Genomic DNA, 25023 nt, shown 5'->3' on the forward strand with positions numbered 1-25023 from the left:
CTTGTTAGGGAAGGATCCCCGCATGCCCGAAGCCCCGGTGGTGCTGTACGAGCGGCGCGGCCCTGTCGCGTACGTGACCATGAACCGCCCCCGCTACCGCAACGCGCAGAACAGCGCCATGACCTACGCCCTGGACGACGCCTTCTACCGCGCCGCCGACGATCCCGAGGTGCGGGTGGTGGTCCTGGCGGGGGCCGGGGAGCACTTCTCCGCGGGCCACGACATCGGCACCCCGGAGCGCGACGCCCACCTCCCCTTCGAGCGGCGGGCCGGCCTGTGGTGGGACCACTGCGGCCGGGCGGGCGCCGAGTCCCGCTTCGCGCGCGAGTCGGAGGTGTACCTGGGGATGTGCCGGCGCTGGCGGGAGCTGCCGAAGCCGGTGATCGCCTCCGTGCACGGGGCCTGCGTGGCGGGCGGGCTGATGCTGGCGTGGGTCTGCGACCTGATCGTGGCGAGCGAGGACGCCTTCTTCGCGGACCCGGTCGTACGGATGGGCATCCCCGGCGTCGAGTACTTCGCGCACCCGTGGGCGATGCCGCCGCGCATCGCGAAGGAGTTCCTCTACACCGGGGACCGGATGCCCGCCCGGCGCGCGTACGAGGTCGGCATGGTCAACCGGGTCGTGGAACGGGACGGGTTGGCGGAGGCCACCGACCTGCTGGCCCTGCGGATCGCCGAGATGCCCGGCTTCGGACTGGCCCTGACCAAGCGGGCCGTCAACCAGGCCGAGGACCTCCAGGGGCTGCACAGCGGCATGGACTCGGTGTTCGGCCTGCACCACCTGGCGCACGCCCACAACGCGGAGACGGCCGCGGACTCGCTCGGCGGCATGAACGTGTCCGCCATGAAGAGCGCCGCGATGAAGAGTGCCGCGATGAAGAGTGCCGCGATGAAGAGTGCCGCCCTGAAGGAGGCGAACGGCTGATGGAGCTGGTGCACACGGCGGAGACGGAGGCCTTCCGGGCCGAGGCGCGCGCCTGGCTGGCCGAGCACGTGCCGGCGCGGCCGCTGCCCTCCCTGGAGACCCGGGAGGGGTTCGCGGCCCATCGGGAGTGGGAGGCGCTGCTGCACGCGGACCGCTGGTCGGTGGTGTCCTGGCCCGAGGAGTACGGGGGCCGGGGCGTGGACCTCGTGAAGTGGCTGGTCTTCGAGGAGGAGTACTGGGCGGCGGGCGCGCCCGGCCGGGTCTCGCAGAACGGCATCAACCTCCTCGCGCCGACCCTCTTCGACCACGCGACGGCGCAGCAGCGGGCCCGGGTGCTGCCGTCGATGGCGAGCGGCGAGGTGATCTGGGCGCAGGCCTGGTCGGAGCCGGAGTCGGGCTCGGACCTGGCCTCGCTGAAGTCGCGGGCGGTACGGACGGAGGGCGGATGGCTGCTGTCCGGGCAGAAGACCTGGTCCTCGCGGGCGGCCTTCGCGGACCGCGCCTTCGGGATCTTCCGCACCGACCCGGACACCCCGAAACCGCACCAGGGGCTGACGTACCTGATGTTCGACCTGCGGGCGCCGGGGGTGACGGTGCGGCCCATCGGCCGCCTCGACGGCAAGCCGGCCTTCGCGGAGCTCTTCCTGGAGGGGGTCTTCGTACCGGACGAGGACGTGATCGGTGAGCCGGGGCAGGGCTGGCGGATCGCGATGTCGACGACCGGCAACGAGCGGGGGCTGACCCTGCGCTCCCCCGGCCGCTTCCTGGCGGCGGCGGACCGGCTGACCGGGCTGTGGCGCGCGCAGGGGGACCCCTCCGACACCGCGCTGCGGGACCGGGTGGCGGACGCGGTGGTCGGGGCGCGCGCGTACGAGCTGTTCACCTGGGCGAACGCCGCCCGGTTCGCGGCGGGCCGGACGATCGGCGCCGAGTCCAGTCTGAACAAGGTGTTCTGGTCGGAGTACGACATCGCCCTGCACGAGACGGCGCTGGACCTGCTGGGCGCGGACGCGGAGCTCGCGGAGGGCGAGTGGGCCGAGCCGTGGGTCTTCTCCCTGGCCGGGCCGATCTACGCGGGGACGAACGAGATCCAGCGCGACATCATCGCCGAGCGGCTGCTCGGCCTTCCGAAGGGCCGCCGCTGATGCGCTTCCTGCCGACCGACGAGCAGTCGGACTTCGCCCGTACGCTGCGGTCCCTGCTGGGGGCGGCGGAGGTCCCGGCGACGGTACGGGCCTGGGCGGACGGCGAGCACGGGCCTGGGCGGGCGCTGTGGTCCCGGCTCGCGGGGACGGGCCTGTTCGCGCTGGCCGCGCCGGAGCCGTACGAGGGCCTCGGACTGCTCCCGCTGGAGCTGTCCCTCGGCTTCGTGGAGCTGGGCCGGGCGGGGGTGCCGGGGCCGCTGGTGGAGAGCGCGGCCGTGTCGGTCCTCCTGTCGGAGCTGGGTGACGAGGTGCTGGCGAAACGGTTCGTCCCGGGCCTGGTCGCGGGCGGGTCCTCGGCCACGCTGACCCTGCCGGGCGGCGGCCCGTACGCCCTGGACGCGGACGCGGCGACGCACTGCTTCACCGTGTCACCGGCGGGCGAGCTGCGGCTGGCGGGCGGGCGCGGGGAGCGGCTGGCGTCGACGGACCCGGCGCGGCGGCTGTACCGGCCGGCCCCGGACGGCGAACTGCTGGCCGCGGGCCCGGCGGTGGTGGCGGCGGCGGAGACGGCCCTGCGCTGGGCGCGGCTGCTGACGGCGGCCCAGTGCCTGGGCGTGGGCGAGGCGCTGCTGGCCAGGACGGTGGAGTACGCGAAGCAGCGCACGCAGTTCGGCGCCCCGATCGGGTCCTTCCAGGCGGTGAAGCACCGCCTGGCGGACACCCTGCTCGCCCTGGAGTTCGCCCGCCCGCTGGTGTGGGCGGCGGCCCTGTCACCGGCCGCGCCGGACGTGGCGGCGGCGAAGCTGTCGGCGGGCGAAGCCTGCCACCGGGCCGCGATGACCGCGCTCCAACTGCACGGCGCGATCGGCTACACGGAGGAGCTGGACCTCTCCCTGTGGCTGCGCAAGGCCCGCCCCCTACGGGACGCGTGGGGCACCCCGTCAACCTGCCGCTCGGAGGTCCTGCGGCGGGGCGAAGGATAGGCGGGGTCGGCTACGCCACGGGTCGGCTGCGCCGCGGGTCGGCTGCGCGGCGCGGGCTGGGTACGGGGGCCGGTTGTGCGGGTTGGCTGCGCCGCGCGGGCGGGGTCGGCGGGGGCGGGCGCCGGTTGGCTGCGCCGCTCGGGCGGGATGCTGCGGGGGCCGGTTGTGACGGGGTCGGGCGCGCGCCGGGGCGTCTCCTCGGACGTCGAACGTGACGAGGGGTCGGAGAGCTCGGCGGCAGTGCGTTCGACGCCCTGCGGGGATCACCCCGACACACACCCGACCCCGCCCCAACCGGCCCGGTCCCAACCCCTGCGGCCTCTCGGCTTCGCCGCACGAAATCCAGCCCCTCCGGCGTTTGAGGAGCGGGGTCCGGGGCGGAGCCCCGATCTTTGAGCCGTACCACCCAGCCTCGCCGCACCATATTCAGCCCCTCCGGCGATTGAGGAGCGGGGTCCGGGGCGGAGCCCCGATCTTTGAGCCGCACCACCCAACCCCGCCGCACACCTCCGGCTTCGCCACACCATCCGGCTTCGCCGCACCACTCCAGCCCCGCCGGCGATTGAGGCGCGGGGTGCGGGGCGGAGCCCCGGGCTTTGGGCCGCACCCGTCCAACCCCGCCGCACCATCCGGCCTCGCCGCACCACTCCAGCCTCGCCGGCGATTGAGGCGCGGGGTGCGGGGCGGAGCCCCGGGCTTTGAGCCGGCCCCGCCGCACCGGCTTCGGCCCCGCCGGCGATTGAGGCGCGGGGGCGGGGCCGAGCGCACGCAGTGGCGGGGCGTTACGGCCGGGCGAGGCTGAGCGTCACGACGTACTGCTCCTCGACGGTGCCGTCAGGGAAGAGCGGGGTCAGCAGCTCCCGTTCCGCCGCGAAGTACTCCCGCGTGCCGGCTTCGCCGAGGACCAGGAACGCGGAGTGGCTGGCGAGATTGGCGAGGTGGGCGTCCAGCGTGACGCGGCGGGACCACCGCAGGGTGCGGGTGGTGAACTCGCCCAGCCCCTGCGGCAGGGTGCGGAATCCGTTCGCCCCATCGGGGGCCCGGAAGAAGACGCGCAGCCGCTCCTCCTGCTCGGCGATCCACGGCACGCCGGAGTCCGTGTCGTTCCACCAGACGGCGAGCACCCCGCCGGGACGCAGCACCCGGCGGGCCTCGGGGACGGAGCGGGCCGGGTCGGTCCAGTGCCAGGCCTGGGCGTAGGTGAGGAGGTCGAACGCGCCGCTCGCCAGCGGGAGCCGGTCCCCGTCCCCGCGCACGAGCGCGATCGTGGGGTTCGCCCGCCGGAACTCGGCGGCCATTCCGTCCCCGGGCTCCACGGCGACGACCTCGGCCCCGCGCTCGTGCAGCAGCGCGGTGGCGATCCCCGTCCCCGCCCCCACGTCGGCCACGCGCGCCCCGGCGAGCGGCCGCCCGGCGAGCTCCTCCAGGGCGTCGAACAGGGCCGGCGGGTAGCCGGGCCGGCTTGCGGCGTACAGAGCTGCTGCGGAATCGAAGGAACGGGCACGTGTCGTCATGCGTCCATTGTTTTCGATCACGCAATCGAGCAACAAGATCGAGGTACCGGAAACATGCGAAGGACGAAGACCGTGATGTCCGCGATGGCGCTGTGCGCGGCGGCGGCGCTCCTCACGGGCTGCGGCAGCGACGCCCCGAAGCCGGCCGTCGACAGCGGCAAGCCCGCTGCCGCCTCCCCGGCCCCCGCGTCTTCCGCGCCGCCGGCCAAGTCCGGCGGCGGGACGCACGAGGTGACGCTGGAGGTCGGTGGCACCGGCAAGACGGCGGTCATGTACAGCGGCATCGGAAGCGGTTTCGAGCAGCAGACCCTGCCGTGGTCGAAGTCGGGCACCGCCGAACTCAGCGCCGCGGAGCGGAAGGTGGGCTACCTGGTGAACGTCGTCCCGGGCACGATCACGGGCGCCGACGGCACGCTCCAGCAGGCCCCGTGCACCATCAAGGTCGACGGCAAGCAGGTCGCGGAGAGCGACGGCGTCAAGAACACGAAGGGCTGCTCCTACCTCATCAAGGAGTAGCCGGCGTTCAGGTGCGGGGGCGGCGCAGGCACAGCACGCCGAGGGTGACGCTCTGGAGCAGGAGCAGCGCCGCGGTGCCGGCCGCCGGCCAGAGGGGGCGGCCGGGGCGGCCGCCCAGGGACCAGGACGGGCCGTCCGGGTCCGTGGTCACGGTCAGGCGGGCCCCGACCTGCAGGTCCAGGGTCACCGGTCCGGGCAGGTCGCGGCCCGCCTCCGTACGCAGGCGCAGGGACGGGGCGTAGCCGGAGCCGTCCTCCACCATCGTGCGCGAGGCGACGACCGCCGTCTCCTCCCGGCCGCGCTCGTGGAGGGTGTGCCGGTCCCAGGTGATGCCGGCGAGCACCACGATCCCCACGGCGAAGAGCGCGACCGCGGTGCGGGCGACGAACTCCGCGCCGGTGCCGTGGGGGACGGCCGCGCCGAGGACGAAGACGGCCAGCAGGACCGGGACCCAGGCCCACTCGGGGCCCCGCAGCAGCCAGACGGCAACGAACTCCGCTGCCAGGAGGAGGCCGTTGCGCAGGATCGCCCCGACCAGCCTCCGTATCAGTTCAGCCATGGACACATCATGCCCCGGGAAACTCCGGTGCACTGCGGCCCCACCCGACCGTAGGATCCGGGGCAAGGGCGGGGTCGTAGCACAGAGGTAGTGCGCCTACACAGCATGGAGGAGGACGCCGGTTCGAATCCGGCCGCCCCGCCCCCTATCGCCTTGGCCGAGGGGTGGCCGCCAGCCAGGCCGCCGCCCCCGCGAGTGCGTCCCGCGCGGCCGGCAGCGGCAGGCCCAGGAACCCGTGGAAGACGCCGGGATGGAGCTGGACCGTGCAGTCGACGCCGGCCGCCGCGAGCCGGCGGGCGTAGGCGAGGCCCTCGTCGCGCAGCACGTCGCAGTCCGCGAGGACGATCAGCGCGGGCGGGAGCCCCGAGAGGTCGGGGGCGCACAGGGGTGAGACGTGCGGATGCCGCGGGTCTCCGCCGTACTCGTCCCAGTACCAGGCCATGTGGGCGGCGGTGTGGAAGTAGCCCTCCGCGTACGTCTCCACGGAGGCGCGGCCCATCGAGGCGTCCAGCGGTGGATGGAACAGCAGCTGTCCCGCGAGGAGTTCGGGCGCGCGCAGGGCGGTCACCGCGGCGAGGTTGCCGCCGCTGGAGTCCCCCGCCACCACCACCGAGCCCGGGTCGCAGCCGAGTGCGGTCGTCTCCTCGCGGGCCCACAGCAGGACGGTGAGCGCGTCGTCCACGGCCGCCGGCCAGGGGTGCTCCGGGGCGAGCCGGTAGTCCACGGAGACGACCACCGCGCCCGAGGCCACCGCGAGCGAGCGGCACGTCGCGTCGTGGGTGTCCAGGCCGCACATCACCCAGCCGCCGCCGTGGAGGAAGACGACCAGGGGGCGGTCCCTGGTGCCCGGCGCGGGATCGTAGATCCGGACCGGGACCCCGCCCGCGACCGCGTCGGACACCGAGGCCACGGCCGGGCCCGGGCGGGCGGACACCGCCGCCGCCCGCAGGGCCGCCGTGTCGCCCGGCCCCGGGAAGCCCGCCGTCATCGCGTCGCACAGCAGCCGGGCCGCCGGCGACAGCGGATCGCCCGAGCCGTCGCCGCTCGTGTCGTGATCGCTCATGCCGTCGTCATCCCGCCGTCCACGGTGAACTCCGCGCCCGTCACGTACGAGGAGGCGTCCGAGCAGAGGAAGAGGACGAGCTCCCCGACCTCCTCCGGGCGGCCCATCCGCCCCAGCGGCAGGTGCGACCAGTCCCGGCCCGCCACCGCCTCGGCCACCATCGGGGTGTCGATGGCCCCCGGGTGCACCGAGTTGACCCGGATCCGGTCCCCGGCCAGGTCGAGCGCCGCCGACCGGGTCAGTCCGCGCAGCCCGAACTTGGTCGACCCGTAGGCCGCGTGCCCCGGTATCCCGACCAGTCCGGCGGTGGAGGAGATGTTGACGACGGAGCCGCCCCCGCCCGCCCGCAGCACCGGGGCCACGGCCTGGATGCCGAGGAACGGCCCCAGCAGGTTGACCCGCAGCAGGGCCTCGAAGTCGTCGAGCCGCTGCTGCTCCACGTGGGCCGTGCGCCACAGGGCCGCATTGTTGACCAGGGCCGATACGGTGCCGAAGGCACGCACCGCCTCCCTGACCACCGTCGCCCAGCTCGCCGCGTCGGCCACGTCGTGGCGGACGTACAGACCCTGGTCGCCGAGTTCCGCGGCCACCGCCCGGCCCTCGTCCTCCCGTACGTCCGTGACGACCACCCGCGCTCCCGCCTCCGCGAACAGCCGGGCCCCGGCGGCGCCCTGGCCGCGTCCGGCGCCGGTGACCACGACGACCTTCCCTTCGAGGGAGACGCCCACGGTTCAGCCCTCCAGCGCGCGGAAGTGCGGGATGACCTTCTCGCCCCACTGGCGGATGGTCTCCATGCACGCTTCCTGGGGCACCGTGCCCATCTGGATCAGGCACATCACCTCGTCGACGCCGATCTCGCGCAGCTGCTCGACGTAGGCGATGGCGGTCTGGGCGCTGCCGTACGCGTGGTCCGCGTTGTAGGTGCCCGTGTCCACCGGGCGGGCCGGGATGTTCGCCTCGTGCAGTCGGGCGACGAGCTCCTCGCGGCCCTTGGCCAGCGCGCCGACGTGGTCGTCCTCCTCCGCGTATCCGGTGGGTACGGGGCCGTTGCCGTACCAGTGCGCGATGGACTCGGCGAAGAAGCGCTGGCCGCGGGTGCCGAGCCGCAGGGCCCGCTCGGCGTCGTCGAGGACGATGGTCGGGCAGAGGGCGGACAGGTGGTCGTTGACCTCTGACGACACCAGGCGCTCGCCGGTGCGCGTGGCGATGGCCTCGTCGTAGACCTTGCGCATGGCGCGTACGTCGTCGGCTCCGGCGAAGCCCATCACCAGGGCGCCGATGCCGAGTTCGGCGGCCAGCTTGAGCGTGTCGTGCTTGGAGCAGGCCATGAAGAGCGGCGGGTGCGGGTCCTGGACCGGGCGGGGCAGTATCGCGCCCGGCCCGATGTCGAGGGAGCCGTGCCATTCGAACTCCGGCTCCCGCCAGGCGGCGGAGAAGATCCGCAGCGCCTCCTCCATCTGCGGGTAGGTGTCCTCGGGCCGGACCCCGTACATGGACATCTCCTGGCGGGTGGCCCCGCGGCCGGCGCCGATGTCGACGCGGCCGCCGGAGAGCACGTCGAGCATGGCGGCGCGCTCGGCGACGCGCACCGGGTGCTGGTAGCCGAAGGGCAGGGTGACGACGCCGTGGCCGATGCGGATCCGCCGGGTGCGGGCGGCCACCCAGGTCAGGAAGATCTCTGAGGCGCTCATGTGCGCGTACCGGGTGAGGGAGTGGTGCTCGACCGCCCAGATGCGGTCGAATCCCATCTCCTCGGCGAAGACGGCCTGTTCGACGCAGTCGTGGATGACCTGGCGTTCGCGCTCCGGGGTCGGGTCGGCGAGCTGCGCCTCGAAGATCATCGAGAACTTCACGGGGCCTCCGTAGGTTCGGGGCGGTGTATTTCTAATAGGAATACTTCTAGCAGTCATGTCTTGCAGGGGGAAGGGCGCCGCGGGGACCGGTCGTAGACTGCGCTGCGTGGCAGACGAGACGAACAAGCGCGCGCTCCCCGCGACCAGCTGGGCGGTGCTCGGGCTGCTCTCCTTCGGAGAGGAGCTCTCCGGCTACGACCTGAAGAAGTGGTCGGACTGGTCGCTGCGGTTCTTCTACTGGAGCCCGTCGTTCAGCCAGATCTACAGCGAGCTCAAGCGCCTGGAGAAGGCCGGCTACGCCTCCTCGCGGATGGTCGCCCAGGACACCGGGACCCGCGACAAGCGGGTGTACCGGATCACCGACGAGGGCATGGCGGCCGTACGGGAATGGGCCCGCGAGGCCCCGGTCGACCCGCCCGTCCTCAAGCACGGGCCGATGCTGCGGCTGTGGCTGGGCCACCTGCTGGAGCCGGAGCAGATGCGCGAAGTCCTCGTACAGCACCAGGAGTTCGCGGAACAGATGCGCCGGCGCGCGGTGGCCGACGTGGAGGGCGCGAAGGACGAGGCGGCGTGGGCGTACCCGACGCTCACCCTCAAGTGGGCGGAGCGGTACTACGCCTCCGAGCGCGACCTCGCGGCGAAGATGCTCGAGGACATCGACGAGCTCGGCAAGCCCGGGGACTCCGGCAAGCGGGGCAAGCCCGGCAAGTCCGGCAAGCTGCCGTAGGAGCGCCGGAAGTACAGCAGCGGCGGACCGCCGCGGTGCGCGGTCAGGCCGGTGACCCGGCCGAGCACGATGGCGTGGTCACCGCCGTCCAGCACGCCCTCCAGATCGCATTCGACGCTCGCGAGCACCCCGTCGAGCAGGGGCGCCCCGTTGCCGCCCGCACTCCAGGCCACACCCGCGAACTTGTCCCCGCCCGTGACGGCGAACCGGCGGCACAGCCCCTCCTGGTCGGCGGCCAGGATGTTCACGGCGAAGGCCCCGGCGGCCTCGATCCGCGGCCGGGTGGCCGAGGTCCGGGCGGGGCAGAAGCAGACCAGCGGCGGGTCCAGCGACACCGATGAGAAGGACTGCACGGCCATCCCGACGGGACGGCCGTCGCCTCCGCGTGCCGTGATGACGGCGACGCCGGTGCAGAAGCTGGACAGGACGGACTTCAGGTCCATGGACGTCATGGAAGCCTCCCGATCTCTTGATTATTTCTACTAGGTATATGCCTAACCGAAACACGTGTGATTGGATACCGCCCACGCTCGCTCGTCAAGTAGCAAGGAGGGAGGGCCCGATGCGATCGATGCCGCCGATGCCGCCGATGCCACCGATGCCACCACCGCCCGCCACGCTCGCCCGGCTCCCGGAGTACGCGGCCGCCGCCTACGGGGAGCGCGAGGCGCTCGCCGACGGGGAGGTCCGCTGGACCTTCGCGCGGCTCGCCGCCGAGATCGCCGCCGCCGCCCGCGCGGCCATCGCGCACGGCGTCCGGCCCGGGGACCGGGTGGCGATCTGGGCGCCCAACAGCCGCCGGTGGATCACCGCCGCCCTGGGCGCGGTCGGCGCGGGAGCGGTCCTCGTACCGGTCAACACCCGCTACAAGCCCGCCGAGACGGCCGACATCATCCGGCGCAGCGGCGCCCGCGTCCTCTTCACCGAGCGCGGCTTCCTCGGCACCGACTACGTCGATGCCCTGCACTCCTCGGGCGAGGACCTCGGGGCGCTCTCCTCCACCGTCGTCCTGCGCGGCGGGACCGGTCCCGAGTCCTGGGAGGCGTACCTGGCCGCCGGCGCCGGCGTCACCGAGGCCGAGCGCCTCGCCCGCGCCGACCTGATCCGCCCGGAGGACCTGAGCGACATCCTCTACACCTCCGGCACCACCGGCCGCTCCAAAGGGGTGATGACCACGCACGGCCAGACCCTCCGGCTCTACACCTCGTGGTCGGAGCTGGTCACCCTGCGCCCCGGGGACCGGTACCTGCTGGTCAACCCCTTCTTCCACACCTTCGGTTACAAGGCCGGCGTCCTCGCCTGCCTGCTGCGCGGGGCGACCATGCTCCCGGAGGCCGTCTACGACACCGACCGCATCCTGGTGCGCATGGCCGCCGAGCGCGTGTCCTGCCTGATGGGCCCGCCGACCGTCTTCCACGGCCTGATCCGGCACCCCGCGCGCGCCTCCTTCGACCTGTCCGCGCTGCGGCTGGCCGGCACCGGTGCGGCCTCCGTGCCCGCCTCCCTCGTCGAGGAGATCCGGGACGTGCTGGGCGCCCCCGACGTGTTCACCGCGTACGGACTGACGGAGTCCGGCGGCGTGGTCACCGTCTGCCCGACCGACGCCGACGCCTGGACCGTCGCCCACACGGTCGGACTGCCGCTGCCGGACACCGAGGTGCGGATCGTGTCCCCGCTGGGCGAGGTGCGGCCCGTCGGGGAACCCGGCGAGGTGCAGGTCCGCGGCTACCACGTCACCCCCGGGTACCTGGACGACCCGGCGTCCACCGCCGAGGCCGTGCTGCCCGACGGCTGGCTGCGCACCGGGGACGTCGGCGTCCTGGACGGGCGCGGCTACCTCTCGATCACCGACCGGCTGAAGGACATGTACGTGGTCGGCGGCTTCAACGCCTATCCCGCGGAGGTGGAGAACGTGCTGCTGACCCACCCCGCCGTCACCGACGCGGCCGTGGTCGGGGCCCCCGACGAACGGCTCGGCGAGGTCGGCGTGGCCTACGTGGTCACCTCCGCCCCCGTCACGGCCGCGGAGCTGACCGCCTGGACCCGGGAGCGGCTGGCCAACTTCAAGGTGCCGCGGCGGTTCACGCGGCTGCCGGAGCTCCCGCGCAACGCGGGCGGCAAGCTGCTGAAGGCGGAGCTGCGCCGCGCGGCGCGGGAGGAGCGCGCATGAACGGGCCGGCGCGGACCGCCGAGCGGGAACTGCGGGAACTGCGGGACGCGGTACGGGCGGTGCTCGACCGCCACCCCGGCCACGCGGCCTGGGCCCCGCTGACGGCGCAGGTGGGGGCGGCCGCGCTGGCCGTGCCGCAGGAGTACGGCGGGCTGGGCTGCGGGGCCCCCGAGGTGGGGGTGGTCATGGCGGAACTGGGCCGCGCGCTGAGCCCCGTACCGTATCTGGGCTCGGCGGTGCTGACCGTACAGGCGCTGCTCGCCTCCGGTGACCGGCAGGCGTGCGCCCGACACCTGCCCGGGCTGGCCGAGGGCACGGTGGTGGGCGCACTGGCGTGGGCGGAGACCCCCACGGCGGGCATGGCCGGTCCCGCCGAGCCGTGCTCGGTCGCCCACTCGGCCCCCACCTCCGCCAGGCTCCCCAAGACACCCCCCAACCCCCACCCCGAAGCAGGCCCCGAACCCGGACCCGCGACAGGCCCCGAGGCCGGGGCCGGAGCCGGAGCCGAGGCCGGAGCTGGAGCTGGAGCTGGAGCCGAGGCCGGGGCAGGCACCGAAACCGAGGCCGGCGCCGGGGCGGGCACCGAGGCCGCACCCAGGGCGGGAGCCGGAGCAGGAGCCGGGGCCGGAGCCGAGGCCAGGACCGGGGCGGGCACCGGGGCCGGAACCGGTGCCGAAGCCGAGGCAGGGGCAGGCACCGAAGCCGAGGCCGGCGCCGGGGCGGGCACCGAGGCCGCACCCGGGGCGGGAGCCGGGGCGGGAGCCGGGGCCGAGGCCAGGGCCGGGGCAGGCACCGAGGCCGCACCCGGGGCGGGAGCCGGGGCCGGGGCGGGCACCGGGGCGGGCACCGGGGCCGGAGCCGAGGCAGGCACCGAAACCGGGGCCGGAGCCGGAGCCGGGGCCAGAGCCGAGGCAGGCACCAGGGCGGGAACCGGTGCCGGAGCCGGATCCGAGACCGGGGCGGGCCCCGAGGCCGGGGCAGGTTCCGAGGCCGGAGCGACACCCGGCGGGTCTGTCGGTCCCCGACCCGCGGCGGCGCCCGATGCGGGCTCCGGCCCGCGTGCGGGGCAGGGCGCCGGACGCGGGGGTTGGGAGGTCGCCGACATGGCCACCCGGGCGGTGCCGGACGGCGAGGGGTGGCTGCTCACGGGTACCAAGCGGTACGTGCTGGCGGGCCCGGCCGAGCCCACACTCATCCTGGTCTTCGCCGTCATCGGCACCGGCTCCGCGCCCGGCCAGGGCACCGGCACCACGCCCGCGGCCGACACCGCGCCCGGCCAGGGCACCGGCTCAGCGCCCGGCCAGGGCATCGGTCTGTTCGAGCTCACCGCCCCGCCGGTGGCCTTCACCGTACGGTCCACCCTGGACCGCACCCGCCCGCTCGCCGAGCTGATCCTGGACCGGACCCCGGCCCGGCTGCTCTCGTCCGACGGCGCCGCGGTCCTGGCCCGGGTCCGCGACCTGGCCTGCACCGCGCTCGCCGCCGAACAGGTGGGCGCCGCCGCGCGGGCGCTGGAGGAGACGGTCCGGTACGCGAAGGACCGGATCCAGTTCGGCCGGCCCATCGGCTCCTTCCAGGCGGTGAAGCACCGGCTCGCCGACATGCACACGGCAGTGGAGACGGCCGGGGCACTCGCCGCCGCGGCGGCCGCCGCCGACGCCCCGCCGCGGCTCGCGGCCGCCGCCAAGTCGGCCTGCTCGCAGGCGTACGCGTACGTCGCCGGGGAGATGATCCAGCTGCACGGCGGCATCGGCATCACCTGGGAGCACCCGGCGCACGACTTCTTCAAGCGCGCCCACGGCTCCGCCCACCTCTTCGGCGCACCGGCCGCGCACCGGGCCCGACTTGCGGCAGACCTCGGTTTCGGCGGGGCGCCCTGACGTACCCTCGCCCCATGACGGGCAGTGCGATCAACCTCCGCAAGGTCGAGGAGACGGCTCCCGCCCTCGTGAGCCTCTACAAGAGCGCCGGGGTCTCCCTGCGCAAGTACGGCCTGGAAGGCGGGCGCGCCGCGGTCTACCTGGTGCTGGACTACTCCGGGTCGATGCGCCCGTACTACGCGGACGGCAGCGTGCAGGCCCTCGCCGACCGGGTGCTGGGACTCTCCGCGCACCTGGACGACGACGGCCGGGTACCGGTGGTCTTCTTCTCCACGGAGGTCGACGCGGTGGAGGAGATCTCCCTGGCCGGGCACGAGGGGAAGGTCACCGAGATCGCCTCCCGCCTCGGCCACATGGGCAAGACGGCCTACGACGCGGCGATGGAAGCGGTGATCGACCACCATCTGGACTCGGGGGCGACGGACCCGGCCTTCGTCGTCTTCCAGACGGACGGCGGTCCGCTCAGCAAGCTCGCGGCGGAGAGGTACCTGTGCAAGGCGGCCCGGCTTCCGCTGTTCTGGCAGTTCGTCGGCTTCGGCAACACGCGCAGCACGCAGTTCGACTTCCTGCGCCGGCTGGACGAACTGCCCGTCCCGTCCCGGCGCGTGGTGGACAACGCCGGCTACTTCCACGCGGGCCTGGATCCGCGCACCGTCCCGGACGCGGAACTGTACGACCGCCTGGTCGGGGAGTTCCCGGCCTGGCTGGCGGCGGCGCGCGGCGCGGGCATCGTGCGCGCCTGACCCGGGACCGCCCGGGCCACGCGCTTTCATGGACGTATGACGCACACCAGCTGGGCAGTCTTCGAGAAGGCGGAGCCGGAGTTCGCGGCGGCCGTCCAGGCGCGCTTCGCGCAGTACCCGCACCATGTCCTGGCCACCCTCCGCAAGGACGGTTCCCCCCGGGTGTCCGGGCTGAACGTCGACATCCGCGGCGGCGAGCTGTGGCTCGGGATGATGGCGGGCTCGATGAAGGCCAGGGACCTCCAGCACGACCCGCGCTTCGCCCTGCACACCAATCCGGGCGCGGGCGAGGAGATGCCCGACGGGGACGTACGGGTCTCCGGGCGGGCGGTGGAGCTGGTGGACCCGCCCGAGCTGCACCGGTACGCGGAGGAGACGGAGACCCCGCACCCGTTCCACCTCTTCTACGCCGACCTGTCGGAGGTCGTCCACATCGGCGTGGAGGGCGACGACCTGGTGCTGCGGTCGTGGACCCCGGCGCGCGGCGTGCACACCGTGCGCCGGGGCAACGACGACGAGCCGCCGCGCGAGGACCCGGAGCCGGGCGAGCCGGGGCCGGGCGGCGCGGCCGGCTGAGCGGTCCGGGCGGCGGAGCGGTCCGGGCGGCGGGGCGGTCCGGGCGGCGGGGCGGTTCGGCCGGCTGAGCGGTTCGGCTAGCTGAGCGGTTCGGCTAGCTGAGCGGGGGCAGGCCGCCGATCGGGCCGAGGGCGGCCGGGTCCACGTCCACCCAGTTGCGGTCGATGTTGAGGGTGACCCCGCCGTAGGTGGCGTTGTGGTCGCCGCGGAACTGGTGGGCCCGGCGCGGGCCGGCCCACCGGGCCGTGCCCGCCGGCAGGCCCATGTCGGCGTCGCTGACGGAGGCCGAGAGGTTCCAGCGGGCGGCCCACAGCACGTCCGGCATGGCCTGGGGGGCCTGGTGGTAGTGGGCGCTCAGCGCCTTGACCCCGGAGCTCACCGAGACGTAGGCGGCGGAGCGGAAGCCCAGCTCGTGCAGCCGCTCCGTCCAGGCGGTCAGGTAGGCGACGACCGGGGCGTCCCAGGTGGCGCGGTCCGTGTAGTTCTCCAGGTCGTTGTAGAGCACCGCGCCCCCGGCCAGCCCCAGGGACCGGGCGGCGTCCACCGCGCCCTCGGCGGCCTCCCGGCCCTGCCCGTTGGCCTCGGAGGGGTCGGTGGACAGGCCGGTGCTGGAGCTGTTCCAGGGCTGCGGGCCGACCCAGATCGGCATCAGGTGCCAGCCCGCGGCGGCCTGCCGCTCGACCCAGCGGGCCGTGAGCCGCGGCTGGGCACAGGCCCGGGCGCGGCCGCCGATGTAGATGCCGATCGCGCGGAAGGGGGAATCGGCCCGCCAGGTGTCCATGGCCTTCTGCGTCGGGGCGGTGCAGGCGTCGAAGCCCTCGCCCTTGAAGGCTTCCTGGACCCCGCGGTGCTCCCCGCCGCCGGGGGCCACGGCCGGCGTCGCGGGGCGCGGGGCGGGGGTGGCGGCGCTCAGGGCGCGGGCCCGCGTGAGGACCCTGCGTACGGCGTCGGGCGCGGCCCCGTACGAGACGGTGGCCATGACCCCGGGCCGGAGCAGGGCGTAGCGCAGCTCGTTGCTGGCGGAGGGGTGGGGGGCTTCGGGCAGCGCGGTGGCGGTCTCGACGGTGACGGTGGGGACGTCGGCGCGTTCGGGGGCTCCGTCGAGGGGTTCGAGGTGCAGGGTGTCGGCACGGCTGACGACGGCCCGGCCGGCGCATTCGCTCTGGGTACCGGCGTGGCCGAGGTACAGGGTGGGCAGGTCGAGCCGGACGCAGGCGCCGGGATCGCGGTCGAGGTCGACGACCCGCCAGTCGGCGGGGACGGTGAGGCGCAGCCCGTGGTAGTCGACGGTCTGCCGGTCGGCGGCGGCTACGGTGGACTGGACGGACAGCAGCAGGGCAGCGCCGAGCAGCCCGCTCAGCAGGGTTCGGGTGGGGGCCATGCTGGAGATGGTTACCAGACGACGACCCCCTCAACTGCACGGACGTGCCCGGCAGATGGACCGTTCGGCCTAGACCGCCCCCTCCGGGTCCCGCTCCCCCGGCTGTCGCTGGGAGGTACCCCGGGCCCGCGCGGCCTGGCGCCGCCCCGCCGGCGCCGCCGCATCACCCGCACGAGCGAACCGGCCTCGGCCCCGTCGTGCGGCGGGTGACGGTCCGCGCCCGCCGGGCGTCGTCCCGTCAAGAAGGCAGGGCACGCTTTCGGGCAGCACGAATTGAGGCCCGGGAGACAGTGGGAACGAACGAACCGGCGCCGTTGCGCCCGGCGGCGGCCGGGGTCGGCTAACAGTGATGACCGGCGGGACACTCGGCGAGCAACACCAAGAGGCCCCAGAGCGAGAGGACGAGCCCGCCGGACACCGCCCCCATGACGGCGAAGCGCCGCAGGGCCTGACGTCGGCCCCCCACGAGCGCCACCACGAACCCCACGGCCGGCGCACCCACCGCACTGCCCACAGCGGCCAGCCCGAACACCCTGCCGAACTCGTCCCGCACTTCCGGGACCCCCAACGCGGTGGCGATCAGAGGAGCGAACAGGACGAGGGGAACGGCCCTCCACCACCACACCAACCCGGCGATCACCCGGTCCAGCCGGGACGACGCCGAACCACCGGGCGGCACATCCCCCGAACGTCGATCGAGGGCGCGGCGAGTGGATGACATGCCCCGATCATAGGCAGCCCCACCCCCGGACACGCCACAGCGCCCGCCACCCCTGGTCGGGGACGTGGCGGGCGCTGTGTCACTCCCTCAGACGCGCACCAGCTTGAAACCGGCCCTGACCGTCTTGCCCACCACCTCCGCACGGACCTCGAACTCGTCAGCGAGCGCAGCAACCATCGAGAGGCCGCGCCCCCCTTCCGTCTCGGAGCCGGGCCGTCCCGGCACGGGGTGACCGGGGCCGCTGTCACGCACCTCGATCCACAGCCCCTCCGCCTCCCGCGTCAGCCGCACCGAGAACTCACGCCCGGGCGGGGCGCCGTGGAGCACGGCGTTCGCCGCCAGCTCGGAGGCGCAAAGGCGGATGTCATCCCGCCGCTCGAACACGCCCCACCCGGCAAGCGTGTCGCCGACGAACTGCCGGACCGCACGAGCCGAAACACGAGCCCGGGGGAATCGCTGCTCCCGAAACGAGGACACGGACCTACCGCCTTCACTCTGAGCTTCCAAGGCCACACAGACCGTATCGCTATTCGCAAAATGCAGCAAGGTTTGGGAGGGTGGGTACGACTGGCGTCGTCGCATAACGTGGAGGCGACGGAGCGAACTTCAGGCGTGGGAGGCACTGTGAGCGGCAGCGAGTGGACCAGTAAGTCGATGCCGTATCTGGCTGCACGCCCGCCCGGCGCAACGGACGCCTGGACGGACGAGGCCACGGAAGCCGGACGGCGGGGCAGCCAGCGCGTCCTGCATGCGGGAGAGACGGCAGCCCCCGCCGCCGTCGCCGTCATGCTCGACCTGGCGGCCGGCGGCACGGTCGTGGCACGCCGCAGGATCATTGAACTCGACGACGAGCCGACCGAGTTGACGGACACCTACTATCCCGCGGACATCGCCGTCGGCACCGCGCTCGCCGGAACGGCGAAGATCCGCGGCGGCGCCGTCACCCTCTTGGCCACCCTGGGGCATGTCGGCGTACGCGTCGTCGAGAATGTGACGGCGCGGATGCCCGATGACCAGGAGTGCGCACAGCTCCGCCTCACTCCGGCCGAACCGGTTCTGCAACTCGCGCGCACCACCTACGACTCGGCCGACCGGGCCATTCAGGCGGACATCATGGTCATGCCCGCCGGACGCCATCAGCTTCGGTACGAGATCAGGATCGGATGACCTTGCCCAGCCACGAAGCCGGCTCACTGGACCCGCGACCGCTCCACGCCCGCATCGCCGCCGATCTCCGCGAGGAGATCCTGAGCGGCGAGCTGGCCGCGGGCGCGAAGCTGCCGTCGACCGCGCAGCTGAAGGACCGCTTCGACGCCTCCAACGCCACGATCCAGAAGGCCGTGCACCTGCTGAAGGGCGAGGGACTCGCGGTCGGACGGGCCGGGGCTGCGGTGACCGTACGGGAGAACCGGCAGCGGACCGTCCGCCCCGCCGCATCCCTCACGCCGGCGGCCACCGGGGAGGCGTACCCCTGGCTCGCCAACGCGTCGAACCGGCGGTCTTCCGTGCACAGCACCCTGCTGTCGGTCGAGGAGGTACCGGTCTCCGGTGACGTCGCCGAGGCTCTTGGCCTGTCGGGCAGCGGGACGGCCGTACGCCGCCACCAACTGATCACCATCGATGGTGAACCGGCCGAGTTGGTGGCCTCGTACTACCCCCTGGACATCGCGCGCGGCACTGCCCTTGCCGAGCCGCGCCGGATCCGGGGCGGCACACCGACCCTGCTGACCGGACTCGGCTTCCCACCGCGCCACAGCGTGGACCGAGTCTCCGCCCGCGTGGCGACGCAGGAGCAGTACACAGCCCTGCCTCTCCCCGGTGAGTTGCCGATCCTGCGTACCCTCCGCACCGTCTACGGCGAAGGCGACCGGCCTGTCGAAGTCACCGTCATGGTCAAGGCCGGCCACCTCTACGAGCTTCGGTACGACTTCACCCCCGAAGCCTGACCCCGGACACGCCACAGCGCCCGCCACCCCTGGTCGGGGACGTGGCGGGCGCTGTGTCGGGTTTCCGCACTCCGTTGTGCGGACCGTATGAGGGGTCCCGCCCACGGAGGGGGGCGGGGGGTGCTGCGGGTATTACACGGTCAGCGAGCGGTCCGTCGGCTTGACCGGGTACGGGAGGGCGCTGGTGCCGGTCAGGAAGCGGTCCACGCCGCGGGCGGCCGAGCGGCCTTCCGCGATGGCCCAGACGATGAGCGACTGGCCGCGGCCCGCGTCGCCGGCGACGAAGACGCCGTCGACGTTGGTCGCGTAGGAGGCGTCGCGCTCGATGTTGCCGCGGGCGTCCAGCTCCAGGGCGAACTGGTCGACCAGGCCGTTGGCCTGGTCCGTGCCCGTGAAGCCCATCGCCAGGGTGACCAGCTGGGCCGGGAGGACCCGCTCGGTGCCCGGCTTCTGCTCCAGCTTGCCGTCCTTGAACTCGACCTCGATCAGGTGCAGCGCCTGGACGTTGCCGTCCTCGTCGCCCTCGAAGTGGGTGGTGGAGACGGAGTAGACCCGCTCGCCGCCCTCCTCGTGCGCCGAGGTGACCTTGTACAGCATGGGGAACGTCGGCCAGGGCTGCCCGGTGGGGCGGTCCTCGGACGGCTTCGGCATGATCTCCAGCTGCGTGACCGAGGCCGCGCCCTGGCGGTGGGCGGTGCCCACGCAGTCCGCGCCGGTGTCGCCGCCGCCGATGACGACCACGTGCTTGCCCTCGGCGGTGATGGGGGGCGCCATGAAGTCGCCCTCCTGCACCTTGTTCGCGAGCGGCAGGTACTCCATCGCGAAGTGGATGCCGTTCAGCTCGCGGCCCGGGACCGGGAGGTCGCGGGAGACCGTGGCGCCCGCCGCGATGACCACCGCGTCGAACCGCTTGCGCAGGTCGGTGGCGGTGATGTCGCGGCCGACCTCGATGCCGGTACGGAACTTGGTGCCCTCCGCGCGCATCTGCTCGATGCGGCGGTTGATGTGCACCTTCTCCATCTTGAACTCGGGGATGCCGTAGCGCAGCAGACCACCGACGCGGTCGGCGCGCTCGTACACCACCACGGTGTGCCCGGCCCGCGTCAGCTGCTGGGCCGCGGCGAGACCCGCCGGGCCGGAGCCGATGACGGCGGCCGTCTTGCCGGAAAGGCGCTCCGGCGGCTGCGGGGTGACGTTGCCGTTGTCCCAGGCCTTGTCGATGATCGAGACTTCGACGTTCTTGATCGTGACGGCGGGCTGGTTGATGCCCAGCACGCACGCCGACTCGCACGGAGCGGGGCACAGACGGCCCGTGAACTCCGGGAAGTTGTTCGTGGCGTGCAGGCGCTCGCTCGCCGCCGACCAGTCGTCGCGGTACGCGAAGTCGTTCCACTCGGGGATCAGGTTCCCGAGCGGGCATCCGTTGTGACAGAACGGGATGCCGCAGTCCATGCAGCGGCCGGCCTGCTTGCTGATGATCGGGAGCAGCGAGCCCGGAACGTAGACCTCGTTCCAGTCCTTCAGCCGGTCGGCGACAGGACGGGTGCAGGCGGTCTCGCGCTGGGTGGTGAGGAAGCCCTTCGGGTCAGCCATGGGTCGCCGCCTCCATCATCTTCTCCGTGGTCTCGGATTCCGAGAGTCCGGCGAGCTCAGCGGCGTCCTTGGCGGCGAGCACTGCCTTGTACGTGGTGGGGATGATCTTGCTGAAGCGGTCCGCCGAGACGGACCAGTCGGCCAGGAGCTTCGCGGCCACGGTCGAGCCGGTCTCCTCCTCGTGGCGGCGCACCACATCGTGCAGCCACTGCTTGTCGGTGTCGGACAGGGCCTCCAGGGCGCCCGCGTTGCCGACGTTGACGTTGTTCGGGTCGAGGTCGATGACGTACGCGACGCCGCCAGACATGCCGGCCGCGAAGTTGCGGCCCGTCTCGCCGAGGACGACCGCGGTGCCGCCGGTCATGTACTCGCAGCCGTGGTCGCCCACGCCCTCCGAGACGACCAGGGCGCCGGAGTTGCGGACGCAGAAGCGCTCGCCGGTGCGGCCGCGCAGGAACATCTCGCCGCCGGTGGCTCCGTAGCCGATGGTGTTGCCGGCGATGGTGGAGTACTCGGCGAGGTGGTCGGCGCCGCGGTCCGGGCGGACCACGATCCGGCCGCCGGAGAGGCCCTTGCCGACGTAGTCGTTGGCGTCGCCCTCCAGGCGGAGGGTGATGCCCTTCGGCACGAAGGCGCCGAAGGACTGGCCGGCCGAACCGGTGAAGGTCAGGTCGATGGTGTTGTCGGGCAGGCCCGCGCCACCGAACTTCTTGGTGACGTGGTGGCCGAGCATGGTGCCGACGGTCCGGTTGATGTTGCGGATCGCGACCTGGGCGCGGACCGGCTGGGCGCTCTCGGCGGACTCGGCGTTCAGCGCGTCGGCGGCGAGCTCGACGAGCTCGTTGTCGAGGGCCTTCTCCAGACCGTGGTCCTGCTCGATCAGGGCGTGGCGGACCGCGCCCTCGGGGAGCTCCGGCACGTAGAAGAGCGGCTCCAGGTCGAGACCCTGCGCCTTCCAGTGCGTGACGGCCTTCGTCGTGTCGAGGAGCTCGGCGTGGCCGACGGCCTCCTCGATCGTACGGAAGCCCAGCTCGGCGAGGAGCTCGCGCACCTCCTCCGCGATGAACTCGAAGAAGTTGACGACGAACTCGGGCTTGCCGGAGAAGCGCTCGCGCAGGACGGGGTTCTGCGTGGCGATGCCCACCGGGCAGGTGTCCAGGTGGCAGACGCGCATCATGACGCAGCCGGAGACGACGAGCGGCGCGGTCGCGAAACCGAACTCCTCGGCGCCGAGCAGCGCGGCGATGACCACGTCGCGGCCGGTCTTGAGCTGGCCGTCCGTCTGGACGACGATGCGGTCGCGCAGCCCGTTGAGCAGCAGGGTCTGCTGGGTCTCGGCGAGGCCGAGCTCCCAGGGGCCGCCCGCGTGCTTGAGCGAGGTGAGCGGGGAGGCGCCCGTTCCGCCGTCGTGGCCGGAGATGAGGACGACGTCCGCGTGCGCCTTGGAGACGCCCGCGGCGACCGTGCCCACGCCGACCTCGGAGACCAGCTTCACGTGGATGCGGGCGACCGGGTTGGCGTTCTTGAGGTCGTGGATCAGCTGAGCCAGGTCCTCGATGGAGTAGATGTCGTGGTGCGGCGGCGGGGAGATCAGGCCGACGCCCGGGGTGGAGTGCCGGGTCTTGGCGACCCACGGGTAGACCTTGTGGCCGGGCAGCTGGCCGCCCTCGCCGGGCTTGGCGCCCTGCGCCATCTTGATCTGGATGTCGTCCGCGTTGACCAGGTACTCGGAGGTGACGCCGAAGCGGCCGGAGGCGACCTGCTTGATCGACGAGCGCCGCGCCGGGTCGTACAGGCGGTCCGGGTCCTCGCCGCCCTCACCGGTGTTGGACTTGGCGCCCAGCTGGTTCATGGCGATGGCGAGGGTCTCGTGCGCCTCCTTGGAGATGGAGCCGTACGACATGGCGCCGGTGGAGAAGCGCTTGACGATGTCGGAGATCGGCTCGACCTCGTCGATGGAGATCGACGGGCGGTCGCTCTTGAAGCCGAACAGGCCGCGGAGCGTCATCAGGCGCTCGGACTGCTCGTTCACGCGGTCCGTGTACTGCCGGAAGATGTCGTACCGGCGGTTGCGGGTGGCGTGCTGGAGGCGGAAGACCGTCTCCGGGTCGAACAGGTGCGGCTCGCCCTCGCGGCGCCACTGGTACTCGCCGCCGATCTCCAGCGCGCGGTGCGTGGCGGCGATGCCGGAGACGGGGTACGCCTTGGCGTGGCGCGCGGCCACCTCCTTGGCGATGACCTCCAGGCCGGCGCCGCCGATCTTCGTGGCGGTGCCCGCGAAGTAGGTGCCGACGAAGTCCTCGTTGAGGCCGACGGCCTCGAAGACCTGGGCGCCGCGGTAGGAGGCGACGGTGGAGATGCCCATCTTGGACATGACCTTCAGGACGCCCTTGCCGAGCGCGTAGATCAGGTTCTTGATGGCCTGCTCCGGCTCCAGGCCGGTCAGGAAGGTACCGGCGCGCAGGAGGTCCTCGACGGACTCCATGGCCAGGTACGGGTTGACCGCGGCGGCGCCGTAGCCGATCAGCAGCGCGACGTGGTGGACCTCGCGGACGTCACCGGCCTCGACCAGCAGGCCCACCTGGGTGCGCTGCTTGGTGGCGATGAGGTGGTGGTGCACGGCGGAGGTGAGCAGCAGCGACGGGATCGGCGCGTGCTCGGCGTCCGAGTGGCGGTCCGAGAGGACGATGAGGTGCGCGCCGTTCGCGATGGCCGCGTCGACCTCGCCGCGGATCTCCTCGATCCGTGCGGCCAGTGCCTCGCCGCCGCCGGAGACCCGGTAGAGGCCGGAGAGCGTGGCGGCCTTCATGCCCGGCATGTCGCCGTCGGCGTTGATGTGGATGAGCTTGGCCAGCTCGTCGTTGTCGATCACCGGGAAGGGCAGGGTGACGCTGCGGCAGGACGCGGCGGTCGACTCCAGCAGGTTGCCCTGCGGGCCGAGCGAGGACAGCAGCGAGGTGACGAGCTCCTCGCGGATGGCGTCCAGCGGCGGGTTGGTGACCTGCGCGAAGAGCTGGGTGAAGTAGTCGAAGAGCAGCCGGGGGCGCTCGGACAGGGCCGCGATCGGGGAGTCCGTACCCATGGAGCCGAGGGGCTCGCCGGCGGTACGGGCCATCGGCGCGAGGATGACGCGCAGCTCTTCCTCGGTGTAGCCGAAGGTCTGCTGGCGGCGGGTGACCGAGGCGTGGGTGTGCACGATGTGCTCGCGCTCGGGCAGGTCCGACAGCTCGATCTCGCCGGTCTCCAGCCACTCCGCGTACGGGGCGGCGGCGGCCAGCTCGTTCTTGATCTCGTCGTCCTCGATGATCCGCTTCTGGGCGGTGTCGACGAGGAACATCTTGCCGGGCTGCAGGCGGCCCTTGCGGACGACCTTGGCCGGGTCGATGTCGAGCACGCCGACCTCGGAGCCGAGGACGACGAGGCCGTCGTCGGTGACCCAGTAGCGGCCGGGGCGCAGACCGTTGCGGTCGAGGACCGCGCCGACCTGGGTGCCGTCGGTGAAGGTGACGCAGGCCGGGCCGTCCCAGGGCTCCATCTGCGTGGAGTGGTACTTGTAGAACGCGCGGCGGGCCGGGTCCATGGAGGTGTGGTTCTCCCACGCCTCCGGGATCATCATCAGCACGCTGTGCGGGAGGGACCGGCCGCCGAGGTGGAGCAGCTCCAGGACCTCGTCGAAGGAGGCCGAGTCGGAGGCGTCCGGGGTGCAGATCGGGAAGATCCGGTCCAGCACGCCGTCGCCGAAGGCCTCGGAGGCCAGCTGGGACTCGCGGGCCTTCATCCAGTTCCGGTTGCCCTTGACCGTGTTGATCTCGCCGTTGTGCGCGACGAAGCGGTACGGGTGGGCGAGCGGCCAGGACGGGAAGGTGTTCGTGGAGAACCGCGAGTGGACCAGGGCGAGCGTCGAGGCGAAGCGACGGTCGGAGAGGTCGGGGAAGAAGGGCTCCAGCTGGCCGGTGGTCAGCATGCCCTTGTAGACGATGGTGCGCGCGGACAGCGACGGGAAGTAGACCCCGGCCTCGCGCTCGGCGCGCTTGCGCAGCACGAAGGCCTTGCGGTCCAGCTCGATGCCGGTGCTTCCGTTGGAAACGAAGAGCTGGGAGAAGGCCGGCATGGTGGCGCGGGCGCCGTTGCCGAGGAGGTCCGGGGTGACCGGGACCTCGCGCCAGCCGAGGACCGTGAGGTTCTCCTGGGCGGCGATGGCCTCGATCTGCTCCACGGCGACGGCCTGTGCGGTGCCGTCGGCGGGGAGGAAGGCGATGCCGACGGCGTACGCGCCGGCCTCGGGGAGCTCGAAGCCGGCCACCTCGCGCAGGAACGCGTCCGGCACCTGGCTCAGGATTCCGGCGCCGTCGCCCGAGTCCGGCTCGGAGCCGGTCGCGCCGCGGTGCTCGAGGTTCCGCAATACGGTCAGGGCCTGCTCAACGAGGGTGTGGGTGGCCTCGCCGGTGAGGTTCGCCACGAATCCGACGCCACAGGCGTCCTTCTCGTTGCGCGGGTCGTACATGCCCTGCTGGGCGGGGCGACCGTCCATGGGCGACCAGGCGGTGGTGCTGAGGCCGGTCGCGGAGTGCGTGGATGCGGAACGCATCGGCTCTCCCGTCGTCGTCGTGGCATATGTGCATAGCCGAGGGACGACGTTGGCCCTCTGCGAAATTTCGTGCAGATTACATGATGACGACAATCCCGAGAAGCGGATACGCCATTCCAGCATGCGGACACTGCGCGAAG

Annotated in this window: 22 protein-coding genes and 1 tRNA gene; 12 read left to right on the forward strand and 11 right to left on the reverse strand. The window is 73.0% G+C overall.

What is annotated here, in order from left to right; translation table 11 throughout:
* Positions 1–22: 22 nt before the first annotated feature.
* Genes AB0D29_RS13295 through AB0D29_RS13305 form a run of 3 tightly spaced genes read left to right on the forward strand, consistent with a single transcriptional unit; the run spans position 23 to position 3053 of the window.
* Positions 23–925: an enoyl-CoA hydratase gene (locus tag AB0D29_RS13295; protein ID WP_362853926.1), complete on the forward strand. Its 903-nt coding sequence runs from the start codon at positions 23–25 to the stop codon at positions 923–925.
* Entirely contained in the window at positions 925–2070 is a 1146-nt protein-coding gene (locus AB0D29_RS13300; RefSeq protein WP_362853928.1) for an acyl-CoA dehydrogenase family protein, read from the forward strand. The genes AB0D29_RS13295 and AB0D29_RS13300 overlap by 1 nt, the downstream gene beginning before the upstream one ends.
* Positions 2070–3053, forward strand: a complete 984-nt coding sequence (locus AB0D29_RS13305; RefSeq protein ID WP_362853930.1) for an acyl-CoA dehydrogenase family protein — start codon at positions 2070–2072, stop codon at positions 3051–3053. The genes AB0D29_RS13300 and AB0D29_RS13305 overlap by 1 nt, the downstream gene beginning before the upstream one ends.
* Positions 3054–3835: 782 nt before the next feature.
* Here the strand turns inward: AB0D29_RS13305 and AB0D29_RS13310 are convergent.
* Positions 3836–4567: a class I SAM-dependent methyltransferase gene (locus tag AB0D29_RS13310; protein WP_362853932.1), complete on the reverse strand. Its 732-nt coding sequence runs from the start codon at positions 4565–4567 to the stop codon at positions 3836–3838.
* 54 nt (positions 4568–4621) lie between these two features.
* Here AB0D29_RS13310 and AB0D29_RS13315 point away from each other — a divergent pair, with 54 nt between their 5' ends.
* Positions 4622–5083: a hypothetical protein gene (locus AB0D29_RS13315; RefSeq protein WP_362853934.1), complete on the forward strand. Its 462-nt coding sequence runs from the start codon at positions 4622–4624 to the stop codon at positions 5081–5083.
* 7 nt (positions 5084–5090) lie between these two features.
* Here AB0D29_RS13315 and AB0D29_RS13320 read toward each other — a convergent pair whose 3' ends face one another.
* The gene (locus AB0D29_RS13320; protein ID WP_362853936.1) at positions 5091–5642 is read right to left on the reverse strand and encodes a hypothetical protein; all 552 of its coding nucleotides are present in this window, start codon (positions 5640–5642) and stop codon (positions 5091–5093) included.
* A 68-nt stretch (positions 5643–5710) separates the two neighbouring features.
* Between AB0D29_RS13320 and AB0D29_RS13325 the strand changes: the two genes are divergently transcribed.
* Positions 5711–5785, forward strand: a tRNA-Ala gene (locus AB0D29_RS13325).
* Between the two features lie 2 nt (positions 5786–5787).
* Here AB0D29_RS13325 and AB0D29_RS13330 read toward each other — a convergent pair.
* The 3 genes from AB0D29_RS13330 to AB0D29_RS13340 are packed head-to-tail and all read right to left on the reverse strand — an operon-like array spanning position 5788 to position 8558.
* Positions 5788–6705 carry an alpha/beta hydrolase gene (locus AB0D29_RS13330; RefSeq protein WP_362853937.1) on the reverse strand — a complete coding sequence of 306 codons (918 nt, stop codon included), beginning with the start codon at positions 6703–6705 and terminating at the stop codon, positions 5788–5790.
* Positions 6702–7433: a glucose 1-dehydrogenase gene (locus AB0D29_RS13335; protein ID WP_351291994.1), complete on the reverse strand. Its 732-nt coding sequence runs from the start codon at positions 7431–7433 to the stop codon at positions 6702–6704. Before AB0D29_RS13335 ends, AB0D29_RS13330 begins: the two co-directional genes overlap by 4 nt.
* Positions 7434–7436: 3 nt before the next feature.
* Complete coding sequence (locus AB0D29_RS13340; protein ID WP_362853939.1) at positions 7437–8558, reverse strand: LLM class flavin-dependent oxidoreductase; 1122 nt, start codon at positions 8556–8558, stop codon at positions 7437–7439.
* A 106-nt stretch (positions 8559–8664) separates the two neighbouring features.
* Here AB0D29_RS13340 and AB0D29_RS13345 point away from each other — a divergent pair, with 106 nt between their 5' ends.
* Positions 8665–9285 (forward strand): PadR family transcriptional regulator, encoded by a 621-nt coding sequence (locus AB0D29_RS13345; RefSeq protein WP_362853940.1) that lies wholly within the window; start codon positions 8665–8667, stop codon positions 9283–9285.
* On the opposite strand, the gene AB0D29_RS13350 is transcribed toward AB0D29_RS13345, so the two are convergent.
* Positions 9171–9737, reverse strand: a complete 567-nt coding sequence (locus tag AB0D29_RS13350; protein ID WP_362853942.1) for a flavin reductase family protein — start codon at positions 9735–9737, stop codon at positions 9171–9173. The genes AB0D29_RS13345 and AB0D29_RS13350 overlap by 115 nt on opposite strands.
* Before the next feature lie 110 nt (positions 9738–9847).
* Here AB0D29_RS13350 and AB0D29_RS13355 point away from each other — a divergent pair, with 110 nt between their 5' ends.
* From AB0D29_RS13355 to AB0D29_RS13370, 4 genes are read left to right on the forward strand one after another with little or no spacing between them, the layout of a single operon-like run.
* A complete protein-coding gene (locus tag AB0D29_RS13355) occupies positions 9848–11455 on the forward strand; it encodes a FadD3 family acyl-CoA ligase (protein WP_362853944.1) in 1608 nt (535 codons plus the stop codon).
* Positions 11452–13335 (forward strand): acyl-CoA dehydrogenase family protein, encoded by a 1884-nt coding sequence (locus AB0D29_RS13360; protein WP_362853945.1) that lies wholly within the window; start codon positions 11452–11454, stop codon positions 13333–13335. Before AB0D29_RS13355 ends, AB0D29_RS13360 begins: the two co-directional genes overlap by 4 nt.
* A 14-nt stretch (positions 13336–13349) precedes the next feature.
* Entirely contained in the window at positions 13350–14078 is a 729-nt protein-coding gene (locus tag AB0D29_RS13365) for a VWA domain-containing protein (RefSeq protein WP_362853946.1), read from the forward strand.
* Positions 14079–14114: 36 nt separating this feature from the next.
* Positions 14115–14654 carry a pyridoxamine 5'-phosphate oxidase family protein gene (locus tag AB0D29_RS13370; RefSeq protein ID WP_362853948.1) on the forward strand — a complete coding sequence of 180 codons (540 nt, stop codon included), beginning with the start codon at positions 14115–14117 and terminating at the stop codon, positions 14652–14654.
* A 94-nt stretch (positions 14655–14748) separates the two neighbouring features.
* On the opposite strand, the gene AB0D29_RS13375 is transcribed toward AB0D29_RS13370, so the two are convergent.
* The 3 genes from AB0D29_RS13375 to AB0D29_RS13385 form a co-directional block, all read right to left on the reverse strand.
* Entirely contained in the window at positions 14749–16035 is a 1287-nt protein-coding gene (locus AB0D29_RS13375) for a DUF1906 domain-containing protein (protein ID WP_362853949.1), read from the reverse strand.
* 340 nt (positions 16036–16375) lie between these two features.
* Positions 16376–16756, reverse strand: coding sequence for a hypothetical protein (locus tag AB0D29_RS13380; protein ID WP_362853951.1), 381 nt, complete (start codon positions 16754–16756; stop codon positions 16376–16378).
* 87 nt (positions 16757–16843) lie between these two features.
* Entirely contained in the window at positions 16844–17233 is a 390-nt protein-coding gene (locus tag AB0D29_RS13385; protein WP_362853952.1) for an ATP-binding protein, read from the reverse strand.
* 147 nt (positions 17234–17380) lie between these two features.
* Between AB0D29_RS13385 and AB0D29_RS13390 the strand changes: the two genes are divergently transcribed.
* Together AB0D29_RS13390 and AB0D29_RS13395 are read left to right on the forward strand one after the other, a co-directional pair.
* Entirely contained in the window at positions 17381–17923 is a 543-nt protein-coding gene (locus tag AB0D29_RS13390) for a UTRA domain-containing protein (RefSeq protein ID WP_362853953.1), read from the forward strand.
* Positions 17920–18702 carry a GntR family transcriptional regulator gene (locus tag AB0D29_RS13395; protein ID WP_362853955.1) on the forward strand — a complete coding sequence of 261 codons (783 nt, stop codon included), beginning with the start codon at positions 17920–17922 and terminating at the stop codon, positions 18700–18702. The genes AB0D29_RS13390 and AB0D29_RS13395 overlap by 4 nt, the downstream gene beginning before the upstream one ends.
* A gap of 132 nt (positions 18703–18834) precedes the next feature.
* Here the strand turns inward: AB0D29_RS13395 and AB0D29_RS13400 are convergent, their stop codons facing one another.
* On the reverse strand, positions 18835–20295 hold the full coding sequence (locus AB0D29_RS13400; protein ID WP_362853956.1) for a glutamate synthase subunit beta: 1461 nt from the start codon (positions 20293–20295) through the stop codon (positions 18835–18837).
* The gene (gltB, locus tag AB0D29_RS13405) at positions 20288–24826 is read right to left on the reverse strand and encodes a glutamate synthase large subunit (protein ID WP_362854034.1); all 4539 of its coding nucleotides are present in this window, start codon (positions 24824–24826) and stop codon (positions 20288–20290) included. Before gltB ends, AB0D29_RS13400 begins: the two co-directional genes overlap by 8 nt.
* Between the last annotated feature and the right edge of the window lie 197 nt (positions 24827–25023).

Origin of the sequence: Streptomyces sp. NPDC048424 (assembly GCF_040651555.1) — a bacterium.
In the GTDB taxonomy this organism is placed as follows: domain Bacteria; phylum Actinomycetota; class Actinomycetes; order Streptomycetales; family Streptomycetaceae; genus Streptomyces.

Bases quoted from the DNA above. Each gene is read 5' to 3' on its own strand.
- AB0D29_RS13295 (WP_362853926.1), top strand. From the start codon at position 23: ATGCCCGAAGCCCCGGTGGTGCTGTACGAGCGGCGCGGCCCTGTCGCG.
- AB0D29_RS13300 (WP_362853928.1), top strand. From the start codon at position 925: ATGGAGCTGGTGCACACGGCGGAGACGGAGGCCTTCCGGGCCGAGGCG.
- AB0D29_RS13305 (WP_362853930.1), top strand. From the start codon at position 2,070: ATGCGCTTCCTGCCGACCGACGAGCAGTCGGACTTCGCCCGTACGCTG.
- AB0D29_RS13310 (WP_362853932.1), bottom strand. From the start codon at position 4,567: ATGACGACACGTGCCCGTTCCTTCGATTCCGCAGCAGCTCTGTACGCC.
- AB0D29_RS13315 (WP_362853934.1), top strand. From the start codon at position 4,622: ATGCGAAGGACGAAGACCGTGATGTCCGCGATGGCGCTGTGCGCGGCG.
- AB0D29_RS13320 (WP_362853936.1), bottom strand. From the start codon at position 5,642: ATGGCTGAACTGATACGGAGGCTGGTCGGGGCGATCCTGCGCAACGGC.
- AB0D29_RS13330 (WP_362853937.1), bottom strand. From the start codon at position 6,705: ATGAGCGATCACGACACGAGCGGCGACGGCTCGGGCGATCCGCTGTCG.
- AB0D29_RS13350 (WP_362853942.1), bottom strand. From the start codon at position 9,737: ATGACGTCCATGGACCTGAAGTCCGTCCTGTCCAGCTTCTGCACCGGC.
- AB0D29_RS13355 (WP_362853944.1), top strand. From the start codon at position 9,848: ATGCGATCGATGCCGCCGATGCCGCCGATGCCACCGATGCCACCACCG.
- AB0D29_RS13360 (WP_362853945.1), top strand. From the start codon at position 11,452: ATGAACGGGCCGGCGCGGACCGCCGAGCGGGAACTGCGGGAACTGCGG.
- AB0D29_RS13365 (WP_362853946.1), top strand. From the start codon at position 13,350: ATGACGGGCAGTGCGATCAACCTCCGCAAGGTCGAGGAGACGGCTCCC.
- AB0D29_RS13370 (WP_362853948.1), top strand. From the start codon at position 14,115: ATGACGCACACCAGCTGGGCAGTCTTCGAGAAGGCGGAGCCGGAGTTC.
- AB0D29_RS13375 (WP_362853949.1), bottom strand. From the start codon at position 16,035: ATGGCCCCCACCCGAACCCTGCTGAGCGGGCTGCTCGGCGCTGCCCTG.
- AB0D29_RS13380 (WP_362853951.1), bottom strand. From the start codon at position 16,756: ATGTCATCCACTCGCCGCGCCCTCGATCGACGTTCGGGGGATGTGCCG.
- AB0D29_RS13395 (WP_362853955.1), top strand. From the start codon at position 17,920: ATGACCTTGCCCAGCCACGAAGCCGGCTCACTGGACCCGCGACCGCTC.
- AB0D29_RS13400 (WP_362853956.1), bottom strand. From the start codon at position 20,295: ATGGCTGACCCGAAGGGCTTCCTCACCACCCAGCGCGAGACCGCCTGC.
- gltB (WP_362854034.1), bottom strand. From the start codon at position 24,826: ATGGACGGTCGCCCCGCCCAGCAGGGCATGTACGACCCGCGCAACGAG.